Raw genomic sequence first — 15,007 nt, 5'->3', positions numbered from 1 at the left:
ACCGCGTGACGAAAGCCAATGCCAAGTCACGCCCTCTTTGGAGGCTTTAGATCCAGTCTCCGAACAGACGCTTAAAAGGTAACGGCGGGGGCGAAGAACCTCTCCCTAAATCCCTCTCCTAAGAGGAGAGGGACTTTGAAAAGGGGGCGGCTGGGTCAATGTTTGTAGTAACGACTTCAGTCGTTATCTTCCCCAGTTTCCAAAGGTAGTTTTAATTCAACTCTGACAAAGCCAAACCACCTCCGGTCCCCTCCCCTTGGCAAGGGTAGGGTTAGGGTGGGGTCCCGTTTTTGAACCTTGAAAAAAGAACCCATGAAAGGGGAATAACGACTGAAGTCGTTACTACGAACATTAGAAAACGACTGAAGTCGTTACTACAAACATCTTCCTTATCCCACTAACCAATAAGTCATCATTTCTCCTCTTCCTTTCACCTCAATGGGTCCTCGTTCCTCGAAGTGGAACTGATGTTTTAACCGTTCGTAAACGGTTTCTGTGACTTGAATTTTCCCGGGAATGCCTGATGATTCCATGCGAGAGGCGACATTGACGGCATCTCCCCATAAGTCGTAACTAAACTTTTTCACACCAATTACGCCAGCGACGACGGGCCCGGTGTTGATGCCGATTCTAATTTGAAGGACTTCGCCATAGTGGGATTGAAATTGGACGATGCTGGATTGCATTTCTAAGGCCATTTGAGCAACGGCCTCGGCAGAATTAGGGTGTTTCACAGGTAATCCACCGACTACCATATAGGCATCGCCTATGGTTTTAATTTTCTCTAACCCTAGTTTGTCGCTGAGTGTGTCAAAAGTTGAGAAAATTTCATTGAGTAAGTTGACTAACTCCGTCGGTTGCATTTGGGCGGAGAGGGGAGTAAAGCCGACAATATCAGAAAATAAAATGGTGACTTCATCAAATTGTTCGGCAATGGCACGGGTATCGGTTTTCAAGCGGTCTGCAATGGCTTTGGGTAAAATGTTTAATAATAATCTCTCGGTTTGTTCTTGACTTTGTTGCAAGGCTATATCGGTAATTTTTCGCTCTAATTCAGCACCGGCTCTTGCTGCAAAAATTTTCAAGACGAGCTTGCGGGTTTCGTCATCAACCATCGGGTGGGTATCTAAGACGGCAATATGACCAATCACATCCCCTGTTGTATCAAGTAAGGGGATTCCCGCATAGCTTTGCGCTTGTAACTTAACTAAATCGGCATCATCAGGAAACCGAGCAATAATATTATCAGGATAGCAATAATATTGTCCATTGGTAATGACTTCATCGCAGGGTGTCCCGACTAAATCATATTCTAAGTTTTCAGAAAAGTTTTGGTCTTTCCAAAAGGATAACATCCGAACCCGGGTTTTTTGTGGGTTCGCACATTCGGTGATAAAGGCATAACGAATTCCCAGGATTTCCGCCAAATATTGAACGCAAGCCTGGAAAAAGTCTTGTCCAGTTTTGGAAGCAGTGCCTTCAACAATGAGTTGGAGGGCTTCTTCTCGGCGTTTGCGATCGCTGATATCTCGGACGACACAGAGAACTGAGTTCAAAGAAATGGGAGAAATGCTTGCAGATACTTCTATTTGAGTTTGGCTGAATGTCAAACTATATTCGACTTCCCGAGTTTCTTGTCGAGCTAAAGCTTCTCGAATTTCTACTAATAAAACTTGAGCAGTTTCTTCGGGGAGTACATCATGAATTGTTTTACCCACAATGTCTTCAGACGGTTGGAAAAGGAGTTTGGTATTGGTGTTAGCAAATTTTAGATACTGTCCCTGAGCATCTAAAACATAAATTAATTCATTCATGCTTTTAATGAGGGCAAGTAATTCGCTTTGGGATGCTTCTAAATCAGCTTGGGCTTTTGTTAAGCCGCTTACTGTTTCCTGCAATTCTTCATTTTTCAGCTTTAATTGTTGTTGGAGGGTTTTTAAGTTGAGTTGGGTTTGTACTCTGGCTAAAACTTCTTCAAGTTGAAAGGGTTTGGTGATGTAATCGATTCCTCCGGCTTGAAAGGCTTTAAGTTTATCCTCAATTTCATTACCAGCACTCAAAAAAATGACGGGAACATCGCTTGTTTTAGGGTCGGTTTTTAGCTGTTCACAAACTTCGTATCCTCCCATTTCTGGCATATTAATATCTAAGAGGATTAGGTCGGGTGGAAGCATTTTGGAAGCATTTAATGCATATTTACCATTCGTTGCCTTACGAATTGAATATCCTTGATTAGATAAAAAATTGGCTAAAAATCGAATATTTTCAAGCTTATCATCTACAATTAAAATATTAGCGGTTCTTTGATTGTTTTGAGATTCAGTCATAGCTTTACCTAAGAAAAGTTTCGAGCTGCCTTTAATTTTACAGGGGTTTTGATGCCTTGTGGAACTTTCTTTTAATTCTGGGCATCTGGAGATTTGAGTTAAAATTTTGGTAATTCTGGAAGAGGTATAATATTTTGTTGATTACATAAGTTTCAAGGGCGGAGTTTGATTGTTGATTAAGAAAAACCCTGTTAATCTCCCATTTTTTTTCAAGTTAAAACCCAGAGAAATTCTCCGGGAGGACTAGAGAATAATCCTCCAACTTATTGCTCAAGATAAGAGATAATCTAAAATCAGAGCAATCTGTTCTTTTGTGTAGATGCAATTTTTATAGCATTTCCCACAATTATGAGGTACATTCTTTATTCTTTGGGATTGCGGTAAGCGCACTCCTTAATAGCTGTACTTCATAATTTCGGAAACCGCTATAACCTCTGAAATGATAACTTTGATTATTTAATTTAACAGATAGATTTAATAATAAACAGAGGTTATTTCTATCTGATATTTGATTGTGGTGACGAGTTTTTCTATGTTGAAGGGCTTGGCAATATAGTCTGCGGCTCCAAGGCTAAGAGCTTTTTTTCTAGCTGAATTATCATCATTGGCACTTAAAAAAATGATAGGGATGTGATGGTTATCAGGTTCAGATTTAAGCATCTGGCAGAGTTCATAGCCACTCATGTCAGGCATCTGAACATCTAATAGAATTAGACGAGGTTTAGAAGTTTGAATTGCCGTCAGTGCCATAGCCCCATTCAGAGCTTTTCGGGTTTGATATCCCCGCTTGACTAAAATTCGGGAGAGTAGACGAATGTTATCGGGAACATCATCTACGATTAAAATAGTCATAGGATTTCCTAAATTGGGGGATGGGGATTGATTAACCATGAGATTTAAGTCGATAGAGTTGGAGAATGCGATTGTGCCAATTCCATCAGGCGATCGAATTGGTAGTTTTCTAAGAGAACTGTTAAAGTTTCGATGAGCTTAGACTGTTCTGCTGGAATTGCTTTCATCAGTTCTAAAGCAAGGGTATCGCTACCTTGGGCGACGGCATTGTAAAATTGCTCCACCCAATCTGCGGGCATACAATTTAGGGCATCGGGGGGAAGTTCGCTCTGGGGTTTTTGATACTGTGCTGCTGGACGAGTGGCAATATTTGGTGTTTCCTGGTAGGAGTATTTTGCCCCTAAATACTGGGAGATCGTATCTAAGATTTCTTCGCGACGGAAGGGTTTGCTGACGAAATTATCGCAGCCTGCTTGTAAACATTCTTCTCGATTTTCTGAAAAGGCACTGGCAGTAATCGCAATAATTGGAGGAACAGGGGGTAAATCACTGGATGGGTTTGTGCGGTTGAGGAATTGTTTAATGTTTTGGGTTGCCTCATATCCATCCATTTTGGGCATATGCATATCCATGAAAATCAGGTGGGGATGCCACTGTTGCCAAGCGGCGATCGCCACTTCCCCATTTTCTGCTTCCAGAACTTCCACTCCGATATCCTTCAACAAGGTCACTAATAGTAATCGGTTAATTGGATTATCTTCCACCACTAAAATTCGATAACTCGGTTGTCCGGGTGCTAACCGAATGGCACCGTTGAGGTCACACATCTTGTCAATTGTGGACCCCTGAACTAAACCTACAGGAATCTCAAATTTAAAGCGACTCCCTTCTCCGACGGTACTGGTAACCGTAATGACTCCTCCCATTAATTGCACAAATTTCTGAGAAATTCGCAGTCCTAAACCTGTTCCTTCTTGGGATTGCCGCCCTACCCGAGTCTGCTGAAATGCCTGAAAGAGGTCTTTGATATCTTCAGAACTGAGTCCGGGACCCGTATCTTCAACTTCAAATTGCACCCTAGATTGGTGCGAAGTCTCAATGTCTGAGTCGGAATTAAATTCTGGACTAGATATCCGCAGGGTAACCCGCCCCTTGTTGGTAAATTTGATGGCATTTCCCAAGAGATTAATCAGAACCTGACGTAATTTATTTTCATCGCCGCGAATAAATTGCGGGAGGTCAGGTTGCAGCTCAAATTTCAGGCTTAATCCTTTAGATTTAGCTTTGAGTTGCAGCATGGATTCCAAGCTGTACACCAGTTTGGGTAGGTCAAATTCAACCTCATTCAAGGTGACTCGCCCTGCTTCAATTTTCGACATTTCTAAGACATCATTAATTAAAGCCAGTAAATGAGCACCACTTTTGTTGATGATGTCAATATATCCTTGATGCACCGACCCCAGAGAATTATCTCGTTGCATCAGTTGAGTAAACCCTAAAATTGCATTCAGAGGTGTTCTCAGTTCGTGGCTCATATTCGCTAAAAATTCGCTTTTAGCTCGGTTTGCTGCCTTAGCAGCTTCAGCAGTACGATGCAATTCTTCGGCTTGTTTTTGAGTTTGGGCAAACAGTTCGGCTTGTTGAACTGCGACTCCGAGTTGATTGCTAATTTGGGTAACAATTTTGGCTTCGGCCTCTTTCCAGTCTCGGGGACCACTATTTTGATACACGCCCAGCAAGCCCCAGAGCGTATTTCCACAAAAAATGGGAGAAATGACATAAGCTCGGGCATTGAATTGCTCTAAAAAATCTATATAGCAAGCGCTAAAACTGGCTTGATAGATATCAGAAACGCAACAAAACATCTGTTTTTGTCGATAAATCCCCCCTTGCTGTTCTTGCAGGTAAGTATCTTTAATCAAGAAATTCGCGGAATTCATTTGAATGAGGGCACAACCGGGTGCATCCGTGGTGACTTGAGTCAGAATTGGATCGTTGGCTTGGTCCGGCAATAACACATCCCAACCGGGGGTAACGGATTCGGAAACTAATGCGCCACTCCAATCGGGATTAAAGCGATAAATCACGACCCGATCGCAGTCAACAGCTTGCCGCAGTTCGTTGGTAGTGGCATGAAAAATTGTCTCTAAATTCAAACTTTCCCGCATCCTTTGGATGATGATGGAAATCGTTTTTTCCCGTTCCGCCATCACCCGCAGTTCGGCTTCTATATCAATCCGTTCTTGAATTTCAGTTTCTAAAGTCGAGTTGACCGCCACCAATTCGGCGGTGCGCTTTTCAACGCGAACTTCTAACTCTTCATAGGCAAGACGTTTCTCTTCTTCTGCCCATTTGCGCTGCAACTCCGTGGCGGCCCGGGCAGCAAAAACACTCATGATCGCTCGGGCTTGCGCCTCGGCTTCTAAGGGTTTTACATCAAGAATACAAAGATTTCCGATCGCCTGTTGATTGCTATCTAATAAAGCAACCCCCAGATAGCTTTCTGCGGCAATTCCTTCCAACAATGGGTCATTGGGAAAATACTCTCGCAGGTTCTCCGAGTAGCAGGAAAATTCCTTGCTATAAGCAATAAAATCACAAGGTCTTCCGGTAAATTCATAATTAAAATTATTGCCCAACCCATCCCCAGCCCAGAAGCCCAAACTCTCCAAGGTTTGCTCTTGAGTGTGACTTTTTTCAGAAACAATCACATACTTTACATCTAAAGCCTTGGCTAAGTTTTTAACCAGGGCTGGAAAAAAATCTTGTCCTGTCACTGAAGCAGTTCCGGACACCAGCGCTTGCAGAATTTCTTCTGTTCGTTGCCGTTCGGCGATTTGTTTCTGTAATTCCTGATTCACGGCTTCAAGCTGTTCTGGCGTTCGTAGGGAAAGAAATTGGGGCAGCAGTTCCACCAGTCGCAATGCGGTATAGCAAGAGATGATCGCTGTCAGGGCTCGCTCGATGCCAGAAAGCCAATAATCGGGATGCCACAGGGTCCAAATATCTAATAAATGACCTACGCCACAGAGGACAATAAAGGCTCCAAACATCGCAAAGATGCTCGAAAAAGCAATATCTCTGCGTTTGTAGATGAAGTAAATCAGCATCGTGGGAATGGAGAAGTAGGCGATCGCAATCAGCGCATCGCTAACCAGATGCAGTGCAACAAGGGGAGTTTGCCAAAGGTAACAATGGCCGTGTGGAATATAGGAACGTGGGGTGAGCAGATTGTTCAAGAATTCCAGCACTATTCTTTTCTCCTTGTAACTTTTCTTTAATCAATATGAAGTCAAGATTTATAAAAACAGGAATGGGAGTCTACAGCGATCGAGCTTTCCTCTAATTTGAATTTTTTCTCCTGAACTTTCAAGAGGATTTTCAAACCGGGTTAGACTCGATCTAAGATGGCGAGGTCCGTTAGCACCTATTTCCTCGATGTTGGGTTTCCCCAAAGTCCAGGAACCTCTGCACTCTGATTTTCTTTAGAGACTCAGCTCTCTTTCCTGAGTCGATCCTGCCATCGAACCCGGGCGATCGCCACCCCAGATGGAAGGTTAAGGCCGTAATTTAGCCATTTCAACGGGAATTTTAATGGGAAGGGGGGGATAACCCCTGTAAAATGGGTAACTAATCAATGTGATGAAAACAAAACAACTTTAGAGTTGGTTAAGAAGTGTTAAGTGTGGTTTCTCCTGACAGCCAATTGGAACGAACAACAGCTCAAAAACGTAGAAGAGGGGTTATTCTTAGCGCTCAGGGTGCTCAACGTTTACAAGCGGCGGAGCATTTGTCAGCGGCACGGGATAATGCTGGACACCCCTACACTTTGGAAGAGTTAAGCGATCGCACGGGACTGAGTACCAAAACACTGACCAAAGTCAGGCATCGCCAAAAGCCGGTCGATGCTGTCACTTTAGCTGACTACTTCAGCGCATTTGGCCTTTCCCTCCAAAAAGAGGACTATATTAGCCAGGAACCAGACGCTGAGGCATCAATGGCAGCTTTAACGGGTTTACTCAGGACCCCGCTCAAGGGACAGTTAGCCTTAGATTCTCCATTTTACATCTATCGATCCCCAGCGGAACAGCTTCTCAAGGCCGAGAGTGGGCAACCGGGGGCCTTAATTCGGATTCGCGCACCCCGCCAGTTTGGCAAAACTTCTTTGGTGGTCCGGAGATTTGCTCAGGCGGAAGACAGTGGATTTCGCACGGCGATCGTTAGTTTGCAACTCGCCGATAGCGGTGTTTTTGAAAGTTTAACAGTTTTCTTGCAATGGTTGTGTGTGATGGTCAGCCGCAGCCTGGGGTTACCCAACCGCTTAAAAGAGTTTTGGAATCCGATGTTTGGTAGTAGCTATAGTTGCAATGATTATTTTGAAAGCTATTTGCTGCCTGCGGCTGAAAGTCCTCTGTTGCTAGTTTTGGATGAAGTAAACTTAGTGTTTAACTATCCGAAGATTGCTACAGATTTTTTTGGAATGCTCCGGGCTTGGTATGAGCGATCGCGCCACAGTACCGAGGGGAGTGAAATCTGGCAAAAATTACGGTTAGTTATCATCTATTCCACGGATGTTTTTCTACCGCTCACGGTGCATCAATCACCGTTTAATGTTGGTTTATTAATTAGTTTATCGGCATTTACCGCAGAACAAGTTCAGGAGTTAGCCCTGCGTTACGGATTAACGCCTCCAGAACGCTACGCCGAGGGAGCGATCGCCCTGCTCGGAGGTCATCCCTACTTAACCCAATTGGCATTTTTTCACTTAAGCCAAGAGACTTTGACCCTAGAGGATTTTGTCGAAACTGTTACGACTCCCAACAGCATCTTCGAGAGTCATTTACGGCAACAATTCGCCTATTTAGAGCAGCATCCTGACCTCAAGGATGCCTGGAAATCGGTAATTTTAAGCAAAACTGGCGTGGAATTGCACCCAACCCAAGCGTTTAAATTGCAAGGATTGGGATTAATTAGATTTGAAAATCAATTATCTCTCCCCAGTTGTCTGCTCTATCAAACTTATTTTTCCCGATTCTTGAATATCTAGTCTAGGGAGAGAAAGGGAAAATATAAAAATTTTCTTTTCTCTCTATTTGTTTAGAATTTCTAACTTAACTGCATGGTAAATCAAGAAATTTTATTGGAAAATAATTCACTAATGCAACTTTCTAAAAGTTCTGATTTTTCTTATCAAGTTGGCGGGAGTTTAGCCTTTAATGCTCCCACTTATGTCCTTCGCCCAGCGGATGAAACCTTATTTCAGGAATTGGTAAAAGGGGAATTTTGCTATGTGTTTAATGCGCGACAAATGGGCAAATCCAGTTTGCGGGTGCAAACGACACACCGCTTACAATCGATAGGGATTCGCTGTGGGGTGATTGATGTCACCGCCATTGGGACCCAAGAGGTTACTCAAGAACAGTGGTATGGGTCGATTCTGGGATTGTTGACCAAGGCATTCCGACTTCAGGTTAATCTGTTAAGTTGGTGGCGCGATCGCACTCATTGTTCTTATGTCAATCGCTTAAGTGATTTTTTAGAGACAGTTCTCCTGGATCAAGTCCCTGAACCGCTTGTGATTTTTATAGATGAAATTGATAGCGTTCTCAGTTTAAACTTCTCTACGGATGATTTTTTTGCCCTAATCCGGGCCTGTTATAATCGGCGGGCCGATCATCAACATTATGGTCGTTTATCCTTTGCTTTATTTGGCGTGGCAACCCCGGCGGACTTAATTTCAGATGGCAGTAGAACTCCTTTTAATATTGGAAAAGCGATTGAACTAACAGGATTTGAATTCCAAGAAAATTCCCCCTTATTGGCTGGATTATCGGAACAGTTTTCAGACCCCAAATTAGCCTTAAAGCGTATTTTGTATTGGACCGGGGGTCAGCCGTTTTTGACTCAAAAGCTCTGTCAAATGATTGCCAGACCCTCCGGGGAGAATTATCCGGAATTAACTCCCGATTTTATTAATAGTTTAGTAGAAGCTAATTTGATTGAAAATTGGAAAGCGAATGATGAGCCAGAACATTTTAAAACCATCTGCGATCGCCTGCTTTATAGTGAACAGCGAGTTGGCCGGTTGCTGGGACTCTACCAAAAAATTCTCCTGCACTCTGAAGAGGATGAAACCTCTTCGGCATTTGACCCGATTGCTGCGGATGACAGTCCAGAACAAACCGAATTAATTTTAACCGGATTAATCGAAAAACGCGAGGGTATTCTCCGGATTAAAAATCCTATTTATCAGAAAATTTTTAGTTTTGATTGGGTCGCGAACCAACTGGCAAATTTGCGGCCTTATTCCCAGGCGATCGATGCTTGGATTGTGTCTGGATATGAGGATGAATCGTGGCTATTGCGCGGGAAAGCCTTACGGGATATTCTCGCTTGGTCCCAGGGAAAAAGTTTGAGTAATTTGGATTATCAATTTCTGGCTGCTTCTCAAGAATTAGACCGCCAGGAAACTCAGCGAACGTTAGAAGCAGAACGACTTAAAGAAGTAGAAGCGCGCCTAGAATTAGAACAGCGCCACTTAAAGCGACAAACTCTGCTCTTAGGAATTGTCAGCATTGCCATGATCGTCGCCAGCAGTTTGGGCGTTTTCGCTTATCAGCAATATCGACAAACGGCGATTAGCGAATTGCGAACGATTACTTTATCCTCAAAAGCTTTGTTTGCCTCTCATAACAGTTTCAATGCCCTCCTGCAAGCTATCAAAGGAAAAGAACGATCGGAACAATTTACAACTCTGAATCCAGAACTAAAAGATAGCATTGATGCGGCGCTTTGGCAAGTTGTTTTAAGCATTCAAGAATCTAATCGCCTCACCAGTCATACTGCGGCAGTTTTAGCAGTAGATTATAGTCCAGATGGTCAAGAAATTGTGACAGCAGGAGTCGATGGAACCCTCAAAATCTGGCAGCGAAATGGGAAACTTCTTCAAACATTAACGGGACATCAAGCAGTGGTGAGAACGGTAAAATTTAGTCCCAATGGAAAATTGATAGCTTCATCGGGAGATGATAAAACGGTTAAAGTTTGGAAGCGAGATGGGACGTTATTAAGTTCGGTTACGGCGAATACTTCAGGGATTTGGAGTCTTGATTTTAGTCCTGATAGTAAGCAGGTCATTTCTGGGGGGTCTGATAGTACCGTTGAAGCTTGGAATTTTCAGGGGGAGTTAGTAACCCGGTTTGAAGGGGAACCCACTGGAATTCGGGCGGTGGCATTTAGTCCCGATGGTCAAACGGTTGCAGCCGGTAAAATTGATAATGCTATCCAGTTGTGGAATGCAGAGGGGAGTAAACTCCGGGAGTTAATCGGACATCCAGCGCCGATTTATGCGATCGCCTTTAGTCCCGATAACACCCTTTTGGCTTCGGGGACCGTGGATGGCATGATTAATATTTGGACAAGAGAAGGAACTCTTCTCCACACTTTTAAAGCCCATGATGCCACAGTTAAAGAACTGAGATTTAGCCCAGATAGTAATATTTTAGCCTCAGCAAGCTGGGATAAAACAGTAAAACTTTGGAACCGCGATGGGACATTAATTTCCACCCTGGAAGGCCATGAGGCAGCGATTTGGGGAATGGCCTTTAGTCCCGATGGCGAAGAAATTGCCTCAGCGGGTGCAGAAAATGTGGCAATTCTTTGGAAAACTCAGAGTATTTTTCAGCAAAAATTTTATGCTTTAAAAGGGTTAGTGCGAGGATTATCGTTTAGTGCCGATGGCAAGGCGATCGCCACATCAGGCACTGAAAAAACATTCAATATCTGGAAACTCGATGGCACCCAGTTACAAACCCTAGAAGGTCACACTGCTGCCATTGTCAATATCGATTTCCATCCTCACCAGGAAATGATCGCATCGGTTAGCGAAGATAAAACCCTCAAAATTTGGCAACTCGATGGAACAGTTTTACAAACATTTGATGATGCAAACGCTGCCTTATTATCGATTAATTGGAATTTTAACGGTGAAAAACTCGCCGCCGGGGATGCCAATGGAGTCGTCTGGTTGTGGAGTCGCCAAAAGGGTTTGCTCAAATCGTTAGAGGGACATACAGCACCCACTTGGAGTGTTGAATTTAGCCCGGATGGTCAAATTTTGGCCTCGGCGAGTAACGATTCCACCATTCGACTCTGGAACTCCTCGGGGGAACTTTTAAAAACCATAGAAGGACATGATGCAGCAGTTTGGAAAGTGACTTTTAGTCCCGATGGGGAAATGATGGCCTCGGGTAGTGGGGATATGACCGCTAAACTCTGGCGCAAAGATGGAACATTAATCAAAACTTTAACCGGACATACGGCGGCAGTTTGGGGAATTGATTTTAGTCCGGATGGCTCTTTAATTGCCACCAGTAGTATTGATGAAACCATTAAAATCTGGACCCGAGAGGGGGTTTTACTCACGACTTTGACGGGTCATCAGGCGGGAATTCGGGCTGTTGCTTTTCATCCTAATCTGCCGATGTTAGTATCTATAGGGGATGAACAAATTATGATGTTCTGGCATCTCGATCGCCTCCTCAATCTTGACCCCCTGACTTATGCTTGTCATTGGGTCCGAGATTATTTAAAAACTAATCCCGCAGTTCCGGCAGATGAGAGGAAACTCTGTACTCGCCACTTCAGTCAAACTCCGTCAAAATAGGTGAGTTTTGCCACTGCAAAAAAGCTCACCTATTTGATGAGAGTCTACTCAATTCCATCGGCGACGGGAGTCGGATTGGGAGTGTTTTCAGCAATAGTGCTTTGCTGGTGCTGTTCGTAAAGTTCTAACAGTTCGGGTAAGGTAACAAATTTATATCCCCGTTCTTTGAGTTTCGTAATAATAATCGGTAAAGCTTGCACCGTGGCTGAACGATCGCCCCCGCCATCATGTAACAGCACAATTCCCCCAGGTTGAGCGCTATTGAGTACGTTGTTTACTAATGCTCCGGAACTGGAAAAGAAAGACTCTCGGGCATCAGAGGACCACATCGCTACCGCATAATTTTGACTATGAGCATAGGCGTTCAATCCATTAGTTAGTACCCCTCCCGGAGGCCGAAACCACTCTGTTTTAGTTCCAGTTACTTCATAAATTAGCGCGTTTGTATCTTCGATTTCTTTGGCGGCAACTTCTCGCGGGACATTATGATAATGATGATTCCAAGTATGGTTACCTAAAGCATGACCCGCTTCCACTACTTTTTGGGCAATGGCCGGATGGTTTTTTAAGTGTTGACCAATCAAAAAGAATGTGGCTTTAATGTCGTTTTCTTTGAGAATATCCAAGATTTGTTCGGTATAAATCGGCCAAGGACCATCATCAAAGGTGAGGGCGATCGCCTTGTTACTGTCATCTAAGGCCACCTCGTACAATGTTTTCCCTTGAAACTCTGGGGTCACAGCGAAGGTAAACTGTTTTTCCTTGTCCGTTTGCTTTTGGGCGATCGCCTTGGTAAACCCCTCTAGTCGAACCGCCATTGCTTCCTGAACCCCGACAGATGCTAAGATAATCTCTGGGGAGTTACCACTGGCTTGGACGATTCCTCCAGATAATATCAGAGTAGGCAGAAATGTGCCGATAATAATTGTACTAATCGCAGCGATCGCCGCCAGTAACACCATCGATTTTGAAAAAAAGGGATTGAGTTCGTCCACGGTAATTTCTCCCGCCCTATTTGGCGAATTCTATCGTGATTCTTTAGTAGATTTTCCCTGATGCTTTTAACGCTTTCCTTCACCCTGATTGAGAAAGAAACTCCGTTAAAAAGTTTTTTTGCTTCCCTAATCACTTGCAGATAATATGCAAGATTTTAAAATCCTGCTTGGGGTCTGAATCAGAACAAATTTGTAACTTTTATATTGCTATACCACCTCGGGCAGCAGTCTGACCATAAGATTAATCCGTGGGAACACCTAAACTCCCTTATTCTCGTAGAAAGCAAGATGCTCCCACGGATTAATTGCCAGGTCAGAATCATTGAGACAGGGCTAACCCAATGGAACCGATTGAATCCGTTCCAGGGCATTTACCCAACCCAAAACATTAGCCCAGAGTTAGTCAGTAGTCAGTGAATTGAATCATGAAGAACCCCCATATTCTGACAATTCCTTGTAATTATTCTTCAAATTTAGCCCTAACGATTGTTACATAATAATTGACGATTTCATCGATGACTTCATCGATAGTCCGATGGTCTGTATCAATTTCAATCGCATTCTCTGCTTTTGTCAAGGGGGAAATTTTACGAGTGCTATCTAGGCGATCGCGCAGGGCAATTTGGTCCTCAAGCTGTTCTAGGGTAATCCCTTCTTCCCCTACATTTGTCAGGTCTTGTTGACGTCGCCGCGCCCGTTCTCCCACAGAAGCGGTTAAAAAGATTTTTAACTCCGCATCCGGGAAAACATGAGTGCCAATATCTCGCCCTTCGGCAACGACTCCACCCCGTTCCCCAAACTGCTGCTGCTGCTTAACTAAATGAAGTCGCACGCTTTTTAAGCTAGAAACTTGGGAAACATTGGCCGTAACCGCTTGAGTTCTAATCGCCTCAGTCACGTTAAATCCATCCACCCAAACTTGAGTGGGAATCGCCGGGTCCTCACTGGTCTGGATAAATTCGATTTGGGCCCGACTGACGACTTCGGCGATCGCCGGTTCATCATCAAAAGCAATCCCTTTTTCCTGAACCAACCAAGTGATCGCCCGATACATCGCCCCGGTATCTAAATACATCAATCCCAGTTGTTTCGCCACGCGACGGGCGACGGTCGATTTCCCGGCACCGGCAGGACCGTCTATGGCTACAATTGGTTTCCGGTCTTTCAGGATAATATTATCAATTAAGCGGGTGTTGCCAATCTTCGCGGCGATCGCCACTAATCCCGCAGATTCTATCTCTTCAATCGGTTTAAGACTTGTCGGTTCTATCAATTCACAATACTCTAAGTTAACGTCCGGTTCTAGGCCCACTTCAGCTTGAACCGCAGCAATTATACCCTGACGAGTTACCTCACCCCGGAGAAAAACTTTCTGAGCCTTTTGTAAGCTACGATACAGCACCGCCGCACGCGCTTTTTCTTCATCGCTGAGATACTGATTTCGAGAACTCATTGCCAATCCCGAAGGCTCTCGAACAATCTCACAAGGGACAATTTCTACCGGCAGGTTCAAATCCCGAACCATCCGCTGTAAAATCGCCAGTTGCTGGGCATCTTTTCGCCCAAAATAAGCCCGGTCCGGTTCTACCACATTGAAGAGTTTGGTCACAATGGTCGCGACTCCCTGAAAGTGACCAGGACGCGATCGCGCACATAACCCGGACATCATCGACTCCGGAGGGACCACCTGAGTGACAGAATGCTCTGTCCCTTCCCCAATTCCCATCTCCTCCGGAGTTGGTGCAAAGATGACATCCACGCCTGCTTGTTCACACAGGAGGCGATCGCGCTCTAACCGGCGAGGATATCGCTGCAAATCCTCATTTGGACCAAATTGCAGCGGATTGACAAAAATACTCACGACAACAATATCATTGGTCGCTCTAGCCCGTTCAATTAAACTCAGGTGCCCCGCGTGCAAGGCTCCCATTGTCGGAACCAAACCCACAGTCTGACCCTGAGACTGTAGTTCTAAGTAACAGCGCAACGCAACAACCGTTGTAAACAGGCGCACCACAACCCCCAAATCCTGACCAAATATACTCGTTGCAGAGTAGTTTATCCCAGGAAAGGATACAGGCGGAAGTCACCAAGACTCAGAAACCGGGTTTCTTTCAAAAATTTCTGTCACTTAACCACAATCTAGGCAGAAACCCGGTTTCTAGCCCCCTACCAAGACTCAGAAACCGGGTTTCTTTCAAAAATTTCTGTCACTTAACCACAATCTA

7 protein-coding genes are annotated in these 15,007 nt (G+C 44.3%); 2 read left to right on the top strand and 5 right to left on the bottom strand.

Annotated features, from left to right (window positions below; genetic code table 11):
- Positions 1–389 precede the first annotated feature (389 nt).
- The 3 genes from NG833_RS12400 to NG833_RS12390 all read right to left on the bottom strand — a co-directional run bounded on the left by NG833_RS12400 (position 390) and on the right by NG833_RS12390 (position 6,370).
- Positions 390–2,327 carry an adenylate/guanylate cyclase domain-containing protein gene (locus NG833_RS12400; RefSeq protein ID WP_254565600.1) on the bottom strand — a complete coding sequence of 646 codons (1,938 nt, stop codon included), beginning with the start codon at positions 2,325–2,327 and terminating at the stop codon, positions 390–392.
- Positions 2,328–2,801: 474 nt separating this feature from the next.
- Positions 2,802–3,218 (bottom strand): PleD family two-component system response regulator, encoded by a 417-nt coding sequence (locus tag NG833_RS12395; protein WP_254565599.1) that lies wholly within the window; start codon positions 3,216–3,218, stop codon positions 2,802–2,804.
- Between the two features lie 5 nt (positions 3,219–3,223).
- A complete protein-coding gene (locus NG833_RS12390) occupies positions 3,224–6,370 on the bottom strand; it encodes a GAF domain-containing hybrid sensor histidine kinase/response regulator (RefSeq protein WP_254565598.1) in 3,147 nt (1,048 codons plus the stop codon).
- 434 nt (positions 6,371–6,804) lie between these two features.
- Between NG833_RS12390 and NG833_RS12385 the strand changes: the two genes are divergently transcribed.
- Both NG833_RS12385 and NG833_RS12380 read left to right on the top strand, forming a co-directional pair.
- A complete protein-coding gene (locus NG833_RS12385) occupies positions 6,805–8,166 on the top strand; it encodes an AAA-like domain-containing protein (protein WP_254565597.1) in 1,362 nt (453 codons plus the stop codon).
- A 72-nt stretch (positions 8,167–8,238) separates the two neighbouring features.
- Complete coding sequence (locus NG833_RS12380) at positions 8,239–11,784, top strand: AAA-like domain-containing protein (RefSeq protein WP_254565596.1); 3,546 nt, start codon at positions 8,239–8,241, stop codon at positions 11,782–11,784.
- A 44-nt stretch (positions 11,785–11,828) separates the two neighbouring features.
- On the opposite strand, the gene NG833_RS12375 is transcribed toward NG833_RS12380, so the two are convergent.
- Both NG833_RS12375 and NG833_RS12370 read right to left on the bottom strand, forming a co-directional pair.
- The gene (locus NG833_RS12375) at positions 11,829–12,779 is read right to left on the bottom strand and encodes a polysaccharide deacetylase family protein (RefSeq protein WP_254565595.1); all 951 of its coding nucleotides are present in this window, start codon (positions 12,777–12,779) and stop codon (positions 11,829–11,831) included.
- Between the two features lie 460 nt (positions 12,780–13,239).
- Positions 13,240–14,793 (bottom strand): bifunctional pantoate--beta-alanine ligase/(d)CMP kinase, encoded by a 1,554-nt coding sequence (locus tag NG833_RS12370; protein ID WP_254565609.1) that lies wholly within the window; start codon positions 14,791–14,793, stop codon positions 13,240–13,242.
- Positions 14,794–15,007 lie beyond the last annotated feature (214 nt).

It is taken from the genome of Oscillatoria sp. HE19RPO (assembly GCF_024220515.1).
In the GTDB taxonomy this organism is placed as follows: Bacteria; Cyanobacteriota; Cyanobacteriia; order Cyanobacteriales; family Laspinemataceae; genus Laspinema.
This window is presented reverse-complemented; position numbering and strand designations above follow the sequence as displayed.